Source organism: Candidatus Palauibacter australiensis (genome assembly GCA_026705295.1).
GTDB classification, from domain to species: domain Bacteria; phylum Gemmatimonadota; class Gemmatimonadetes; order Palauibacterales; family Palauibacteraceae; genus Palauibacter; species Palauibacter australiensis.
This window is the reverse complement of the sequence record JAPPBA010000033.1, coordinates 1-16195: the sequence shown is the minus strand read 5'-3', so window position 1 is coordinate 16195 and position 16195 is coordinate 1. Positions and strand designations below refer to the sequence as shown.

13 protein-coding genes are annotated in these 16195 nt (G+C 69.4%); 3 read left to right on the top strand and 10 right to left on the bottom strand.

What is annotated here, in order from left to right; genetic code table 11:
* Positions 1-822 (bottom strand): isoaspartyl peptidase/L-asparaginase (locus OXN85_02305; protein ID MCY3598792.1); only part of this gene is annotated, 822 nt, incomplete at its 3' end.
* A gap of 381 nt (positions 823-1203) precedes the next feature.
* On the opposite strand from OXN85_02305, the gene OXN85_02300 reads away from it, so the two are divergent.
* The gene (locus OXN85_02300; protein ID MCY3598791.1) at positions 1204-1680 is read left to right on the top strand and encodes a hypothetical protein; all 477 of its coding nucleotides are present in this window, start codon (positions 1204-1206) and stop codon (positions 1678-1680) included.
* On the top strand, positions 1677-2381 hold the full coding sequence (locus tag OXN85_02295) for a hypothetical protein (protein ID MCY3598790.1): 705 nt from the start codon (positions 1677-1679) through the stop codon (positions 2379-2381). The genes OXN85_02300 and OXN85_02295 overlap by 4 nt, the downstream gene beginning before the upstream one ends.
* Positions 2382-2399: 18 nt before the next feature.
* On the opposite strand, the gene OXN85_02290 is transcribed toward OXN85_02295, so the two are convergent.
* Together OXN85_02290 and OXN85_02285 are read right to left on the bottom strand one after the other, a co-directional pair.
* Positions 2400-3719 (bottom strand): hypothetical protein, encoded by a 1320-nt coding sequence (locus OXN85_02290; GenBank protein MCY3598789.1) that lies wholly within the window; start codon positions 3717-3719, stop codon positions 2400-2402.
* A gap of 14 nt (positions 3720-3733) precedes the next feature.
* The gene (locus OXN85_02285; protein ID MCY3598788.1) at positions 3734-5557 is read right to left on the bottom strand and encodes a SulP family inorganic anion transporter; all 1824 of its coding nucleotides are present in this window, start codon (positions 5555-5557) and stop codon (positions 3734-3736) included.
* Here OXN85_02285 and OXN85_02280 point away from each other — a divergent pair.
* Positions 5514-6863 (top strand): sodium-dependent transporter, encoded by a 1350-nt coding sequence (locus OXN85_02280; GenBank protein ID MCY3598787.1) that lies wholly within the window; start codon positions 5514-5516, stop codon positions 6861-6863. The two genes, OXN85_02285 and OXN85_02280, sit on opposite strands and share 44 nt — an antisense overlap.
* Before the next feature lie 54 nt (positions 6864-6917).
* On the opposite strand, the gene pdxH is transcribed toward OXN85_02280, so the two are convergent.
* The 7 genes from pdxH to OXN85_02245 all read right to left on the bottom strand — a co-directional run bounded on the left by pdxH (position 6918) and on the right by OXN85_02245 (position 15893).
* The gene (pdxH, locus tag OXN85_02275; GenBank protein MCY3598786.1) at positions 6918-7541 is read right to left on the bottom strand and encodes a pyridoxamine 5'-phosphate oxidase; all 624 of its coding nucleotides are present in this window, start codon (positions 7539-7541) and stop codon (positions 6918-6920) included.
* Positions 7542-7710: 169 nt separating this feature from the next.
* A complete protein-coding gene (locus OXN85_02270; GenBank protein ID MCY3598785.1) occupies positions 7711-9429 on the bottom strand; it encodes an Ig-like domain-containing protein in 1719 nt (572 codons plus the stop codon).
* Between the two features lie 138 nt (positions 9430-9567).
* Complete coding sequence (locus tag OXN85_02265) at positions 9568-10836, bottom strand: FAD-dependent oxidoreductase (protein ID MCY3598784.1); 1269 nt, start codon at positions 10834-10836, stop codon at positions 9568-9570.
* On the bottom strand, positions 10833-11531 hold the full coding sequence (locus OXN85_02260; GenBank protein ID MCY3598783.1) for a sigma-70 family RNA polymerase sigma factor: 699 nt from the start codon (positions 11529-11531) through the stop codon (positions 10833-10835). Before OXN85_02260 ends, OXN85_02265 begins: the two co-directional genes overlap by 4 nt.
* The gene (locus tag OXN85_02255) at positions 11524-11970 is read right to left on the bottom strand and encodes a VOC family protein (protein ID MCY3598782.1); all 447 of its coding nucleotides are present in this window, start codon (positions 11968-11970) and stop codon (positions 11524-11526) included. The genes OXN85_02260 and OXN85_02255 overlap by 8 nt, the downstream gene beginning before the upstream one ends.
* A 169-nt stretch (positions 11971-12139) precedes the next feature.
* Entirely contained in the window at positions 12140-13873 is a 1734-nt protein-coding gene (locus OXN85_02250) for a carboxypeptidase-like regulatory domain-containing protein (protein MCY3598781.1), read from the bottom strand.
* A 7-nt stretch (positions 13874-13880) separates the two neighbouring features.
* A complete protein-coding gene (locus OXN85_02245; GenBank protein MCY3598780.1) occupies positions 13881-15893 on the bottom strand; it encodes a hypothetical protein in 2013 nt (670 codons plus the stop codon).
* Between the last annotated feature and the right edge of the window lie 302 nt (positions 15894-16195).

Here is a 16195-nt window from a genome sequence, read left to right as displayed (position 1 = left end):
GGCCTGCTGCGGCGTGCGCCCCGCGCCTATCCGCGAGACGACATAGTACCCGGCGCACGACTTGATCACGTCCTCGCCCCGCCCCGTCACGGCGGCGGCGCCGATGTCGTTGTCGACGTAGAGCCCGGCGCCGATGATCGGCGAGTCGCCCACGCGGCCCGGGACCTTCCAGGCGAGTCCGCTCGTCGTCGTGATGCCCGACACGTTTCCCTGTGCGTCGACCGCGAGCACGTTCGTCGTGCCGTAGCGGTGGAGGAGGGCCTCGGCCAGCACGTAGTCCCGGTCGGGGCCGTCGCGGCCCGGCAGATCGAGCAGTTCCGCCCACTGCTCGGCCTCGTCCAGCCCGCCGTCTCCCGAGCCGCCACGCGGGCGCCGCAGGTGGTCCGGCGGTCCCCAGTCGTCCGTGTCGGACAGGCGCTCGCGCCAGCGGAGCCAGATCTCGCGCGACTTCGGCGTCATCAGGTCCTGGACCTCGAAGCCGAAGCCCACGGCGAAGCGCTGGGCGTAGTCGCCGATCAGCATGACGTGGTCGGTGCGCTCCATCACGAGCCGGGCCACCGAGGCGGGAGTGCGGATCCCCTCGATGCCCGCGACCGAGCCCGCGTTGTACGTCGCTCCGTCCATGACGGACGCGTCGAGTTGCACGATTCCTTCCGCGTTCGGCAGACCGCCCCAGCCGACGCTCGTCTCATCGGGGTCGAGTTCGATGATGTTCGCGCCGCGCTCGACCGCGTCCATCGCCGTGCCGCCACCCGACAGGATCTGCCACGACGCCGCGGCCGCCCGCCGGCCCGTGTCGTTCGTGTGGCTGGTGATCATCATCGGCGTCGTCGCCCGTCCGCTCGACGACAGAGACGGTCTGGATCCGCTCGCCGACGCTCGCGCGGGTACGGCTCCCGCGACGGCGGCTGCCGCGCCCAGGCTCAGGCCTCGACCGATGAAACCGCGACGATTCATCTCGGACATCTCATCCCCCGTTTCCTGGTGTGAGTCTCACCTCGCCCCAAACTGATGCGAGATCCGCTTCTCACGCCAGCGTCCGGCCGGGACCTCCGGCCTGCCGCCGGCGGCAACCCGCGGCAAGCCGGCCTGAAAGTGACGCCGCGAGCGCGGCGGTCGTGTGGAAAGCGTACGCGGAAAAGCGTACGACGTACTGGCATCGGACGCCCCGGATTGCGAAGATGCTGCGAAGATGGAGGAACCATGAATCGAACCACACACCGTGTCGCTCCGCTCCTGGCGCTACTGCTCGCGGGCTGCGCCACCGCGCCCGTCTCCTTCCAGGGCGTCGCGCCCCCGGGGCTGGAAACCGCCTACCAGTGCGCGGTCGCGCAGTTGAACCTCATGGACTACACGATCGAGGACGGGAACCTCGAGGCCGGGTTCGTGCGGGGTCGCCGGCAGACATCCGGCGTCGTACAGGAACTCTTCACCGGGGCCTCCCACCACGACATCCTCACGGCGAGCGTGTTCGACAACCCCGCCACCGGCAACACGCACATTCGGGTCGTCGCCTCGCGGGTCGCGGACCACGACATCGGGCTCGTGGCCGGGCTCGACGACGACGAGGAACAGGGCGAGAACCGGCTCGGGCCGTCCGACTCCGGCAAGGCGGACGCGCAGCGTCTGCTCACCAACTGCGGCGTGGTCGCGGCGACCGGAGGACCGGCGCCGCAGTGATCCGGCTCGCCGCACCCACAACTCTCGTCATCTGCCTCTCCCTGCTGGCCGCACGGCCGGCCGGCGCCCAGTCCGAGGTGTTGTTTCGGCTGGCGCCCGAAGCGGGTTGGCTTTCGGGGGAACACTCCAAGCGCGTGACGGCGGGAGGCGGATCGAGCGAGAGCGCGACGACGGCCTCGGGCCTCACGCTCGCCGTCAACCCATCTCTCGGACTGCGCACGCGCGTTCTCGGCGGCCTGCTCGCGGGCATGGAGTTCGAGGGGGTGCTCGTCGCCCGCGGGAAGATCGAAGGGATGATCGAACCCACCCCGAACGGCGAACCGCACGATGTGTGGCCCGGCGAGTGGGACCTCCACGACCGGTCCGGCCTTGGGGTCAACGTGCTCCTCGGACTCGGTCCCGGAGGCAGCTCGACACACGGCTATGTGTTCGGCGGGATCCGCCGGATGTGGACCGAATTCGCGACGAGCGGCGTCAACCCGGAAACGCGCGAGGTCGGCGAACGGCGCGAGCAGCGTGCCCGCTGGCCGTCAACCGTCGGCATCGGCCTGACGCTGAACCGCCGTTGGCTCATGGACCTGCGGCTCGGCTACTCGCGGTCGCTCACCGAGTGGACGGTGGAGATCCCCGGCGTTCTGCTCGACTACGGATACTCGGCGAGCGCCGTCACGCTCTCCCTCGGGGTCGGCCCGCCCCGCTGACCCGGCCCGCGGCTCGTCTCACCGGACTTCGACGGGCAGCCTCCGGACCACAATACTCGGGATATCGAGTTCGTCGAGTTCCACGAAGGCGACGAGGCCGTCGGGCCCGAACGCGTCCGGCATCTTCGTGGCTCCGACCGCGAACGTCCCCAGGTACTCGCCGTCCGCGCGCATCACGTCGATGGGTCCGAAGCCGGCCCACGGTTCCTCGCCCTGGCGCTCCACCCAGAGGGCGCCGTCCCACGTCGCGTGCAGCGCCGAAAGGACCGGGATCACGTCGAAGAACTCTTGATCCTCGATTTGCGCCCGCAGCGCCTCGGTCGTCGCCTCCTGGAAGCTCGCCGGGATCTCCACGCCGCTGCCAGCGCGGAAGCCGGCGGCGAGTCCACTTCCCTCTTCCAGGTCCCGAAGCCGGCGCTCGCGGACCTCCTCGCGGATCCGGCGCGTGACGGGCTCGGGGCGGAGGTCGCGACTCAGGACCCGGATCACTCGCCCGGCCCCATCCGTTACCTTGATCGCGTAAGCGGTGGAATCGGAGTAGGCGATCCCGCCGTCGGGGAGCACATCCCAGAGAAACCCGGGTTCGAACCACCGCTGGCCGCTCATCATCATGGTGAGCATGCCTGTCGGCTCCGTCAGGTCGTCGAGGGAGAGTTCCGGCGGCTCGTCCTCCCCGGCGGACGGGCGCCAGCCCTCAAGGATCGGCTCCCGGGACACGGCCTCCCCGCGAAGATCCAGCCGCTCGAGCCCGCGGTCGTCGACCCGCTCCTCGCTCGGCGTCTCCGCTCCGAGGAGCTCACCGAACAGGTCCGTGAGCGCGCCGACTGTCGACGGGGGGCCCTGAGCAATGAGCGCCAGCCCGGTCGGATCGGGGCGAAGCTCCGAGCCCATGCTGCCCGCACCCCCCAACGGGTCGCTGTCGCCTCCCGCGCGCACGAACCGCTCGAACTCGCCGTCCGGGCCGAATACCTGGTAGGCGCCGTGCCCCATGTCGGCGATGGCGAGCCGCCCATCCGGCCAGACCGCGAACCCGGTGGGCCGGTTGATCTCGCCCGGTCCTTCGCCTGGGCGACCGACGACGCGGACCAGGGTCCCGTCGGTGTCGATCACGACCACGGAACCGGAACCCAGGAACCCCTCCATGGCGTAGAGTCGGCCAGCCGCATCGAAGCGCACGTCGGGAGGCACGGCGAACTCCGCCCACTCGGGCGCGTCGAACCCACCGACGCGGTACACCTCGGGGAAGTCCGCCGCGAGCGGCACGTCCTGCCCGTGGAGGCCGTCGCCCGTGCCCGCCACTCCCGCGCAGGCGACCAGAGTCAGAAGAGCCCTGCTCATCTCGATCGCTCCCGTCAGCGGTTCAACAGGTCGAGGGCGACTTCGCGCGCCTCGTCCATGGTGTCGACGACATGGCCGTCGGGCAGCCCCGCGAGGATGTTGAGAGTGCCCAGCGTTTTTTCGACGGAACCGGACACCGCCATCACGATCACCTGGGTGCGGCTCTTCTCGGCAACGCCCAGCAGTTGGCGTATGACCATGGCGGCGCTGTCGTCGAGATACTTGGCGTCGGAGAAGTCGAAGATGACGATTTCGTGGTCCTTGATGTCCTTCCCGATCACGCTCACCAGCTTGTGGGACGACGCGACGGTGAACGCGCCTCGGAGCGCGACGAGGCCGACCCGGGCCGAGTACTCGTCCACCGCGTCCGCGCCTTCGACACCCTCGAAGAACACCCGGTCCAGCAGCGGCACGGAGAGCACGTTGTCGAGTTCAAGGCTCTCGATCTGCCGCGCGTGCGCCATGCCCGCGACGATGAGGCCGATGGCCACGGCCGTCACGAGGTCGACGAACACCGTCAGGGCGAGCGTCAGCACCAGCACGAACAGGTGGTCGCGCCGAATGCGGTGAAGGTGGGCCAGGAGGGGCCAGTCGATGATGTCCCACCCGACCTTGATCAGGATGCCCGCGAGTACTGCATGGGGGATCGGCTCCAGGTACCGGCCCAGGCCCAGCAGAACTCCCAGCAGGAGGATCGCACGCAGAGCGCCGGACATCCGCGTGAGGCCGCCGGCGCGGATGTTGACGACCGTCCCCATCGTGGCCCCCGCTCCCGGCAACCCGCCGAACAGGCCCGCGATCGTGTTGCCGATGCCCTGGCCTACGAGCTCGCGATTCGAGTCGTGCTGCGTGCCGGTCAGCGAGTCGGCCACGAGCGACGTGAGGAGGCTGTCGACGGATCCGAGGAGGGCGAGGACGAGCGCCGGATGGAAGGCGCGGGCCAGGAAACTCGCGGAGGGCAGACTCAACTGCAGCTCCGGCAGACCGGTGGGGATCGCGCCGATGGTCGGCACATCGGTGAGCCAGAAAACGCCCAGGGCGGTCCCCGCGATCAGGGCGACGAGCGGGCCGGGGAGCAGGCGGGACAGCCGCTGCGGCCAGAAGATGCTCACCGCAAGGGTCGCCGCGCCGATGATGAGGGCGCCGCCGTTCAGGTTCGCCAAGGCTTCCGGGAGCGCCCGCACCGCGTCCATGGGACCGCCCGCCGCCGTGGGCGCGCCCAGGAAGGGCAGGATCTGGATCAACATGACGATGATGCCGATCCCGGACATGAACCCGGAGATCACGGCGTAAGGCGTGTACACGACGAATCGGCCCGTCCGCAGCAGGCCCAGCGCGGTCTGCAGCAGCCCCGCCAGCACGACGACGGTGAAGGCTTCGCCAAGCGTCGAAGCATGCGTCGTCACGATGACCGCCATGGCGACGGTCATGGCCGGCGTGGGCCCGGATATCTGGAACCGGTTGCCGCCGAATACGGATGCGAAGAAGCCGACCGCAATCGCGCCGTACAGGCCGGCGGCGGCGCCGAGCCCCGAGGCGACGCCGAAGGCCAGGGACACCGGCAGGGCGATTACCGCCGACGTGACGCCGCCGAACAGGTCCCCGCGCAGCGTAGGGAGATCGTACTTCAGGCGCCGCTCCTTTCCGGCCGTCCGCCCCTCAGTCCGTCCCGGTATCGCACATTCGATCGGGGACAGGTTACTCTGCGAACGCCTCGGAGGGCGAGCAACTACCGCCTCGCTCTCGGCAGCGACGCCGACGCAGGGCTTCTGCCAGGGACTGCCACGGTAAGGAATGAACGCAACCCGCGAACGCTGGGGAAGCCCGCTGGGCTTCATCCTCGCCACCACCGGATTCTCGGTGGGACTCGGCAATATCTGGAGATTCCCCTACCTGGCAGGCGAGAACGGGGGAGGTGCGTTTCTCCTCATCTACGTGCTGCTGGCGGTCCTGATCGGGATCCCGCTGTTTACGGCCGAAATCAGCCTCGGGCGGCGCGCGCAGGCGACACCGCTGGCCGGGATGCGGAAGCTCGCGGGACGAAGCCCCTTCCGCGCGATCGCCTGGCTCGGCGTGGGCGCCGCGTTCCTGATCATGTCCTACTACCAGCTCATCATGGGCTGGATCGCGGCCTACTTCGTCCGCGCGTTCCGGGGAGGGTACGACGCCGGAAGCGTGCAGGCCGCGGCGGAGTCGTTCGCGGCCTTCACCTCGCGCCCGGGCGAGGTTCTCGCCTATACCATTCCGGTGATGCTGCTGGCGGGGCTCATCATCACCCGCGGGTTGCGGCGCGGGATCGAGCGCGCGGCGCGACTCCTGATCCCCATCCTCTTCTTCTTCCTCATCGGACTCGGGATCGTCTCGCTACAGTTCGACGGGGCGTGGGAGGGCGTCCGGTGGTACCTCGCGCCCGACTTCTCGGCCGTCGGTCCGGAGACGTGGCTCGCGGCGCTCGGGCAGGCCTTCTACTCCATCGGGGTCGGGATGATGGGCGCGTTCGTGTTCGGGAGCTTTCTGCATCCGCGCCGGAGCGACATCCCCGGAAGCGCCGCCTCCATCGTGGCCTGCGACACGCTCGCCGCGGTCCTCGCCGGGTTCGTCATGTTCCCCGCCCTGTTCGCCTTCGGCATGGAGCCGGACCAGGGCGCGGGCCTCCTCTTCATCACAATGGCGGGTCTCTTCGGCCGTCTGCCGGCGGGTGAGGTGGCCGCGGCGTTCTTCTTCTTCTTCGTGTTCATCGCGGGGCTCACATCGTGCCTCGCGCTGCTCGAAGCCCTCACGGCGAGCGCCATGGATTCGCTGGGCTGGAGTCGCCGGCGATCGCTGTGGACCGTGCTCGCGGTCCTCTTCCTCGCGGGGGTCCCGCTCGCGCTCGGCGGCGGGCCGTGGGCCGCGGTGCAGCTCGGCGGCCGCGGCCTGTTCGAACTCGCCGACTACGTGTCGGGGAACATATTCCTCACGGTGAGCGGGCTCGCGATCTCCCTCTACGTCGCCTTCGCGTGGGGGTTCGAACGGTTCCGCGCGGAGACGAACCAGGGGGCGGGGCGCTTCCGGATCACCGCCGCCTGGGGTCCGGTGATGCGCTTCGTCGTGCCGGTCGCGGTGGGGCTCGTCGTGCTGGCCGGACTCGGCCTCCTGGGCTAGCAGCCCGCGGCAGGAGCCCGGCCGCGTTCGACCGCTGCCGGCCGGGCCGGGCGTTCACGGCTGGAGTCGGGTGATCGCCCATTCGCCGCCCGCTTCGTCGCTCCCTTCGCTCGGCGTGTACTCGAGGCGGTCGTGCAGCCGGTTGGCGCGACCCTGCCAGAACTCGATCCGGTCGGGAACCAGGGTGTATCCGCCCCAGAAATCGGGGAGTGGCACGTCCCTCCCCTCGAACCGGGCCTCCGCCTCCGCCACCTGAGCCTCGAGCCCGGCGCGATCGGCGATCGGGCGGCTCTGTGCGGAAGCCCACGCGCCGATCTGGCTCCCGCGGTCGCGCGTCGCAAAGTACGCTGCCGAGTCTTCCGCCGCGAGGCGCTCGACACGCCCTTCAACGCGCACCTGCCGCTCGAGCACGGACCAGTGGAAGCAGAGCGAGGCCTGTGGATTGCCGTCCAGTTCCGCGGCTTTGTGGCTGCCGTAGTTGGTGAAGAAGCGGAAGCCGTCGGGGCCGACGCCCTTCAGGAGGACCATCCGCACCGAAGGCCGCCCGTCGCCGGTCGCCGTCGCGAGCGCCATCGACTCGGGCAGGAGCAACCCCGAGGCCTCCGCATCCCGGAACCAGTCGCGGAACAGATCGTATGGGTCCGCCGCCGCCTCGAGGACCGGCAGCCCGCGCGTCACCCCGTGGGTGAGCGTACGGATCGCCCGCAAGTGGGTGCGAAGGTCGTCGAATTTGCTCACTCGGCTGGCCTCGGTACGGGGAGTTCGGGTGCCCACAGTGTCCATGGAGCGACGCGAGCGGTCAACCCGGATCGCGGATCGCACCGTCAAGCGAAGGGCGCGGGAGAGGTTACGGCGCGGAACCCGGGCACACGCCTTCGCCCTGGTGGCGGGGAATGCTTCGGAGCCAATCCTGGAATTCGGCGTTGGGGGGAGAACACAAGCCGGTGAGTATCCAGTCGAACGTGATGAGTCGCAGACTCACGAGTTCCTGCGGAAGCGGCCCGCGCAAATCCGCGTTGGTGAACAGGTACAGGTGCCGGAGCGCGGAAAGCTCTCCGAATTCGGAAGGTACGGACCCGGACAACTCGTTTACCTGAAGTCCGAGAAACTCGACGGCCGAAAGGTTGCCCAACTCCGGTGGGATCGGGCCCGTCAACACATTGCAGCACAGGGACAACCGAGCCAGGTGACGCAGCTTCCCCAGACTGGACGGGATCGGCCCGGACAGTTGATTCATGTGGAGCTTGAGGTCGCGGAGATTGGAGAGGTCTCCGAGCGCCGAGGGAATGGCGCCGGTGATTCGATTGCCGGCGAGCGAGAGAACCTCAAGACCCGAGAGGCTGACCAGATCCGGTGGAATCGGGCCGCTCAGGTCATTCTGCTCAATGTCGAGAACCGTGAGGTTCCGCAGGCCTGCGAGTGCCGCGGGAATCGGGCCGGTCAGGCGGTTGAAGGCGAGGTCCAGCACCTCGAGATCGCTCAGTTGGGCGAGTTCGAGCGGAACCGGTCCGGTGAGCCGGTTGCGACCCGCGAACAGATCGTTCGAGAGGTCCAGTACTCTCAGGCCGGTGAGGCCGGACAGCTCGGCCGGGATCGGGCCCGTGAGCGCGTTCACGGCGAGACTGAGTTCTTCGAGCTCCGTGAACTCCGCCAAGTATCCCGGGATTTCACCGGTCAACCCGTTGTATGACAGGTTGAGACGCCGGAGATTCGTGAGGTGTGCGAATTCCTCCGGCAACGGGCCCTCGAGCCCGATGCCCGAAAGATCCAGTCCGGTTACCCGGCCCTCCGCATCGGCGGTCACTCCATGCCATTGGCCGGTCGGCGCGTCCGTCAGCCAGTTGTCGCTTCTCGTCCAGCGCGAGCCCCCGGTGGCGTTGTACAGCGTCACCAGGGCAAACCTCTCCGACACGTTCACAACGATCCGCGCGGTCGCGATGAGACCGGTTCCGGACCCCTGCACGGATATTGCCACCGATCCCGGCGCTATCGCGGTCACCAGGCCGGCGGCGCTGACCGTAGCCACCAACTCGTCGTCGGAGCGCCACGAGAAGTCCACCCCGGTAACCGGGTTTTCGTTCGCGTCCAGAGCTTGCGCGGTCAGCTGGAGCGTTTCCAGCGCGTCGATCGTGGCCTGGCCGGGTGACACCGTCAGCGCGGTGACCGCCTGCGAAACCGTGATGGCGGCGGCTCCGGAGGCGCCGCCACCCTGCACGGTGGCCGTGATGTTCGTGGCTCCGTTGCCTACCGCCGTAACCAGCCCGGCGGGATCGACCGTCACGATTCCGCCATCGCTGCTCGCCCAGTTCACGCCGATGCCGGACATGACCGTGCCGGTCTGATCGCGAACGGTCGCCGTCAGTTGCACCGTCTGTCCCAGGGCGGCCAGGACCGCGGACGAGGGGGTGATCGCCAGTGTGGTGGGTACGGGCGCTCCCGGCGGTGCGGTTCCGGGTTCGCCGTCGCCACACCCCAGAGCCAGCAGCGGCGCGAGAAGCAGAACGCGGCAACGGTGAGGATGCGGGGCTCGCGCCCCGGGCTGCGCGCGGAGTCGAAGAGGTGCCATCGTCCATCCAGCCCCGTGTGGTCGACCACCATGGGCGACGCGCACCACGATGCGGTCGCCGATGCCGGGCTGCAATCGCTCATTTAGTGGCCGGAGAACACCCTTTCGTGCGGTGCCCGAAGTGACGTTTCGGGGGCGTCAGGCGAAGCGCGCGGGGTCGAAGGGGGCGAGGTCGATGTCCGATCCTCCATCGAGCATGAGTTGCGCGAGCGCGTGGCCGGTCGAGGGGGCCAGCGTGACGCCGAGCATCTGGTGTCCCGTGGCGACGTACACGTTGGGGAGACCGGGCAGCCGGCCGATGGCGGGGAGGCCGTCCGGCGTCACGGGCCGCATGCCGACCCAGTCGACGCGCTCCGTTCCTTCCAGCGCCCCGGGCAGGTAGCGCCGCGCGGCCCGCTCGAGGATCGCGATCCGGCGCCGGTCGAGGCGCAGGTTGACGCCGGAGAACTCCATCGTCCCGATCGTGCGCACCGCCCCGCGAAACGGCGTGAAGCCGATCCTCGCCGGCGTCACGTGCAGGGGCTGCGAGAGCCGCACCCGCGCGTCTCTGACGGTGATGCTGTAGCCCTTCCCCGCCTCCACGGGGAGGTTCTCGCCCAGGGGCGCAACGAGGTTGGCGGTCTCGGCTCCCACGGCGAGCACGAAGGCATCCGCGCCGATCCGCGCCGGTTCCCCGAGAGCCGCGGGGTCGCTTCCGGGAACCCAGGTGATCGCCGTCTGGACGCGGTCGCCTTTCCCCGTAAAGCCGACGACACGCTCTCCCGTCCTGATCTCGACGCCGCGCGCCTCCAGGCCCGCCGCAAGCTCGGAGCACAGCGACTCCGGGCGCACGTGCGTGTCCCCGCGCATGCGGAGGCCGATCAGGCCGCCCCGCAGATCCGGCTCCGCCTCCGCGAGAGCCTCGCGGTCGAGGACATCCACCGGCCCCACGCGTTCCTCTCCAAGTCTCGCCAGCAACGCCGCGGTCTGTCGGAGTTCGCCCTCATCATCGTAGGAGAGGATCGTCCCGCTCTCGGCGCGCTCGAATTCCATGCCCTCTTGCGCGAGACCGCGGTACAGCCGGTTCGTCGCGGCGTTCAGCGCCGCGAGGGCGGCGACGCCCGCCCGGTAGCTCTCGGCGTTACAGTGACGGCGAAAGGCCCACAGCCAACCCATGAGTCGGGGCATGGCCGACGGCTTGATGTAGAGGGGGCTGTCGGAACGGAGCATCCAGCGGAGCGAGGTCAGCGTCAGCCCGGGTGCCGGCAGGGGGCGGGAAATCGACGGACAGACCCAACCGCCGTTTCCCTTCGAACACCCGCCGCCGACCTCGTCTCGCTCCACGAGCACGACCTCGGCCCCACGACGCTCCAGGTAGTGCGCGACGCACAGCCCGATGACGCCGCCGCCGATGACCGCGACTCTCACCCGGCGACGCCTCCCGCGGTGCTCCCGCGGCGGCCCCCTTCCCGGCTCACTTCCCGGCCCCCTTTCCGGCTCACTTCGCCGGCGCGGCCACGACCCCCTTTCCGGCTCACTTCGCCGGCGCGGCCACGACCCCCTTTGCGAGGACGCATGTCGATCACCGCGCCGCGCCGGTCCAGTTCGAAATCGCAGCAGTCCATGAGTTGCCGCTTCAGCATCGCCCGCGCCCGCTGCACCCGCGACTTCATGCCGGAGACGCTCAGTCCCAGCCGCTGCGCCGCCTCGACCTGGGTCAATCCACGGAAGTACGTCAGCAGAAGGGCTTCAGCGTATTTCGGCGGCAGTTCGAGCGCGAACGGCAGCAGGCAGGCCTCCAGATCCCGCCGCAGCGCCTCATGGTCGCCGCCGTTCGGGTCCGGATCCGGTGCGCGGGCTTCGGCGCCCAATTGCTCCAGGGTCCGCCGTTCGACGGACCGGCGCCGGTGATGGTCGGCGATCACGTTGGCCGCGACCCGGTAGGTCCACGCGAGCGGATCGCGCGCCTCCGCGAGACTGTCCTGACGCTGCAGCAGTCGCAGGAAGATGTCGCCGGTCACATCATCGGCCCACGCCGGATCGACGCGGCCGCCCACATAGCGGCGCATGCGCCGCTGAAATTCGGACCAGGCCGGCAGGGCCCGCGACGTGCGTTCAGACACAGCAGGTCTCGGATTCGTCGCTACAGGCGGCCGCCGACGGCGCGGTCGCGGACGGTGCGATCAGCGCCTCGCCGTCCGGCGTGTCATCGGTGACCCGGTACCACTCCCAGCGCAGGCCCTGCGGCTCGTCGGACCAGACCTTCGTCTGGGTCGCGTGACAGCACACCGTTTCTTCCTCCACCTCGCTGAGGATCCCGGCGGCCTCCAGCCGGTGTCCGGCCTCGTGGACCCGTGCGTCGTCGAACACTTCCACGCCCAGGTGGTTCACGCGCTCCGCCGCGCCCGGGTTCTCGAACAGCACGAGCTTCAGAGGCGGCTCGTCGATGGCGAAGTTGGCGTAGCCGGCGCGGCGCTTGTGCGGGGCGGCGCCGAAGAGCTTGCCGTAATAGTCCACCGCCTCGTCGATGTCCCGCACGTTGAGGGCGAGTTGCAGTCGCATGTCGAAAGCCTCCCTTGTCGCTTTACGTTGTCGCTGTATGTCGTATCCTGTCCTCCTCCTCCGCCCCGTAAGACGAACGAGGCCGGGAAAGGACGCAGCCGAAGTCGCGCAGTTCCCTGACCCACTGACCCTCCGAGACGCGGGAGGACTGGAGCGGCCGGGGAGGGGGTTACGGTTCGACGAGCACGTGGCGCCACGCGAGGCGCGTGACAAGTTCGAGTGCCACGCCCTCGTCAACGCCTCGTACTCTCAGCACGGCCGGCTCGCCGAGGGGGACGCCGCAGATCGCAAACCTGCCCCGCTCGTCCGACACCCCGCCGGCGTATTCCGACTGTTCAAACACGGCGGCGGCCCGCGCCGTGCCCTGCAGCCGGCGCACGCGCCACACGACTTCGACCTCGATGTCCGGCACCGGGAGCCCCGTGTCGGCGTCGCGCGCGAACCCGACCACGGCGCCCGCACTCCCGTAGGGCGACGACCCCGGGCAGATACGCGCGAAGAGCGCGTCGGCGGAGGGCGTCCACAGCTCCAGCGGATCGCTCGTCCGGTCCTCGACGACGACGCGGGTCTCGTTGAGCCGCACCCCCACGGCCTGGAGTTTCGGGTGGTCCACGCCCAGCGCGTAGACGCCATCCGGCAGCCCGGCCACGTGGAAGCCGCCCGCCTGGTCCGTGACCGCGCTGAACGGGACGTCCGCGGCCTGCGGGCGGGGCAGGAAGGCCGCGGCGTCGTCCCAGTCGCGGACGACGATTTCCGCGCCCGCGAGCGGCTCGCCGCTCACGCTGTCCCGCAGCACGCCCGTGACCGCACCCTCGCCCACGTCGAACGAAACGCCGCCCGCGAAGGCGTCCGTCACCGTGCCGCCCACCTGGTGATAGGCGACGAGTACCGGATCCGGGCGAGCGGACAGACCCGCCCTGAAGCGTGTGTTTCGGCTCCCGATCGGAAACCGCACCCACCAGTCGCGGACGTAGAACGGGCCGTCCGGCAGGCGGTCGAACGTGAGATCGGCGCCGATGTACCGCCGTTGCGCGTTTCGCGGCAGCGGGAGGTTGCGATACCGGATCTGCACGCGCCGCAGTTCCGCGCTCTGTTCGTCGAGCCAGAGCGTGCCCTCGATGTCGATCACGTCGCGCCGCCGCCGGGGGCGGAACGTGATGCCGAGCAACGGTTCGCCGTCGACCTCGTCTCGTTCCAACCCGAAGCACTGGGTGTCCCGGAACTCCGACGACAGCAGCACCGTCGCGTCCGGCGCGTAGAAGATGGCGGAGTCCGCGTCGACGCTCGCGTAGCCGGATGTCGTGAGCCGGCGGGCCGGCAGGCTCCGGAACGGGGGCAGTCGCACGTGCGGCCGCGTGCGGCTCTCCGTCTCCAGCGTCGTCAGATGGCGTGGATCGAGTGTGCGCTGGTATTCCCGGAGGGTGAACGTGAGTTCACCGCGGCCCTCCGCCCACACCGCGGTCTCGAGCGCCTTGCGCGCCTCCTCCCAGACCGTGGCGAGGGCGGCCCCCTCGCTCGGATCGTCCAGGCAGGATCCGGTGACTTCGACGCGCAGCTCGCCGAGCCGGACGGGGTCCGGCGGGACTTCCACCGTGATCGTCAGCGGCTGCCCGGCCGCCGCCTCGTAGGGCTCCGTGACCCAGTTGACGTATCCGATACGCTCCACCCGGATCCGATATTGGCCCGGGCCGGGCGCCCGGAACGAGAAGATCCCGTCGGCGGCCGTGAAGTCGGCCTCCACGGCCTCGCCGTCGCTGTTCAGGAGGCTGATGAAGCCGCCCGCGACGGGTCGGCCGCCATCGGTCTCGCGGACGGTCCCGCTGATTTGCTGGGCCGCCGCCGCCGCCGCAAACGCCGACGTGAGCGCGGCCACCGCGAGTCCGACGAGAAGGCGACGGCTCATGTGCGCGTCAGTCGGCGAGACGCAGCGCCATCAGCGTGTTGGGAGCCTGGACCACGACGTGCTGCCGCCCTTCGTGCATGTAGGTCATCATGCCGTATCGCGGCTGGGCCGGAAGCTCGACCCGCCCGAGCCGCTCCCCCGTCGCCTTGTCCACGGCGAACAGGTAGGAGGTCCCGTCGCTCCCCTCCCCGGTGTACATGAGGAGGGTGTTCGTGACGATTTGCGCCGCCTGCCGCCCCGTGCCGGTGTTCGGGATGTCCATCCCCTGGAGCGCGTCGTGCTCGAGCACGCTGTTCGGCGTGTCTCCCACCGGAATCCACCACAGGTGCTCGCCCGTGTTCATGTCGATCGCCGTGATCCGGCTGTACGGCGGCTTGAAGAGAGGGAGACCCTGCACCCGCCGAACCCCCGCGAATCCCCCCACCGCGAACTTCGTGATCGTCGTCCCCGTCTGCGCGGGCTCCCGCGCATCGCGCTCCTCTCCCGGCACCATGATCCGCGACCCGCACCCCTTCTGCGACGTCACGTACAGGATCCCCGTCTCCGGATCCACCGCCGGCGTTCCGTCGATGTTCGTCCCTCCCACATCTCCCGGACACCACATCGACGCCACCTTTCCGAGGTCGTTGTCGCGGTGCAGAGGCGGCGTGAACAGTGGCCCGATCAGGTAGTCGTCGAGCGCCTCGATCGCGGCTTCCCGCAACTCCGGCGTGAAGTCGATCAGGTCGTCGTGCGACAGCCCCTGCATGTCGTACGGCGCCGGCCACGTCGGGAACGGCTGCGTCGGCGAGAGCGCTTCGCCCGGCATGAGTCCCTCCGGCACCGGCCGCTCCTCGATCGGCCAGATCGGCTCGCCCGTCTCCCGGTTGAACGCGTAGGCGAACGCCTGCTTCGTGACCTGTACGACCGCCGGAATGTCCTCACCGTCCACCGTAACGTCCATCAGCACGGGGATCTGCGGCGTGTCGTAGTTCCAGATGTCGTGGTGCACGAGCTGATAGTGCCAAACCCGTTCTCCCGTCTGCACATCGAGCGCGATCAGGCTCGTCGAGAACAGGTTGTCGCCGGGCCGGAATCCGCCCCAGAAGTCCATCGTGGCCCCGTTCGTGGGGATGTAGACGATCCCCCGCTCCTCGTCCGCCGAGAGCGGCGCCCACGAGGAAATGTCGCCGGTCCAGGCCCAGGCATCGTTCTCCCACGTCTCGTGACCGAACTCGCCCGGCCCCGGAAGGACGTTGAATTTCCACATGAAGTCGCCCGTGCGGGCGTCGTAGCCGAGGATGTCTCCCGGCACGTTCTCGCGCCGCGACTGGTTGTAGCCTTGCTCCGCGGAGTTCCCTACCACGATCACGCCGTTGACGACGATCGGGGGCGACGAACTCGTGATGTAGCCGGTCTCGAGCGGGATGCCGTAGTACGGGTCGAACTCGTGCCCGAGCCCCGCGAGCAGGTCGACGACCCCGGACTCCGGGAAGCCCGGCACGTCCACGGGCCCGCCGAAGCCCTCCACGTGCTCGCCCGTGTCGGCCCACAGAGCGTGCAGGAAGAAGGCGGGACTCACCATGTAGACGACCGCGCGGCCGTCGATTTCGCCGTACGCGACGCCCTTCCCGTGGTTCTTCCGCATCGAGTACTCCCAGCGGAAGGTCTCGGGCTCCACGTACTCCCAGATCTTCTCCCCGGTGCCGGCGTCGATCGCGTAGGTGTGCCGCATCTCGCCCGCTACGGAGATCAGCATCCCATCCACGTAAATCGGCGTGGCGCGGGCGTTCACGGCCGGGTAGTCCGACCCGTCCCACACCCATGCGACCTCGAGACTCTCGAAGTTCTCCGCGTCGATCTGGTCGAGAGACGAGTAGCGCTGTCCCATGTCGTTGCCGGCGATGTTCTTCCATTCCGTGCCGTTCGCGGCGCTTCCACCGCCTTCCGCGCAGCCTGCGGCGGCGGCGAGCGTGAGCAGGAGGGAGCTGAGGCGGAACGTGGACGGCGGCGCAGGGGATGTTGAGCGCGCTCTGCTCATCGAAAACCTCTCAATAGGAGTAAGACCGTCGACTGTCGACGCGGCCGTGCAGGGGCGGCGGCACACGAGTGGTGAACCTGAGCCGCACCCGATCCGGTGGTCAAGCGAGGAAAGACAGGCCCTCCCCGGGAATCGCTCCGGGGAGGGCTTGCGGACTGCAGCGAACGGCCGAGGCCCGTCAGCCGTCGCCGTGCTGATGCGTGGTGCGCGGTGTGCTTAGTGCTCGTGCACGTGCACGTGGAGGGGTGCGGTGACGAAGTCGGCGTGTCCCGACCCGACGGCGCCGTGCATGAGGCTGAAGG

Coding starts and splice junctions, on each gene's coding strand:
- OXN85_02300 (MCY3598791.1), top strand. CDS start 1,204: ATGAATCGAACCACACACCGTGTCGCTCCGCTCCTGGCGCTACTGCTC.
- OXN85_02290 (MCY3598789.1), bottom strand. CDS start 3,719: ATGAGCAGGGCTCTTCTGACTCTGGTCGCCTGCGCGGGAGTGGCGGGC.
- OXN85_02280 (MCY3598787.1), top strand. CDS start 5,514: ATGAACGCAACCCGCGAACGCTGGGGAAGCCCGCTGGGCTTCATCCTC.
- OXN85_02285 (MCY3598788.1), bottom strand. CDS start 5,557: ATGAAGCCCAGCGGGCTTCCCCAGCGTTCGCGGGTTGCGTTCATTCCT.
- OXN85_02270 (MCY3598785.1), bottom strand. CDS start 9,429: ATGGCACCTCTTCGACTCCGCGCGCAGCCCGGGGCGCGAGCCCCGCAT.
- OXN85_02255 (MCY3598782.1), bottom strand. CDS start 11,970: ATGCGACTGCAACTCGCCCTCAACGTGCGGGACATCGACGAGGCGGTG.
- OXN85_02250 (MCY3598781.1), bottom strand. CDS start 13,873: ATGAGCCGTCGCCTTCTCGTCGGACTCGCGGTGGCCGCGCTCACGTCG.
- OXN85_02245 (MCY3598780.1), bottom strand. CDS start 15,893: ATGAGCAGAGCGCGCTCAACATCCCCTGCGCCGCCGTCCACGTTCCGC.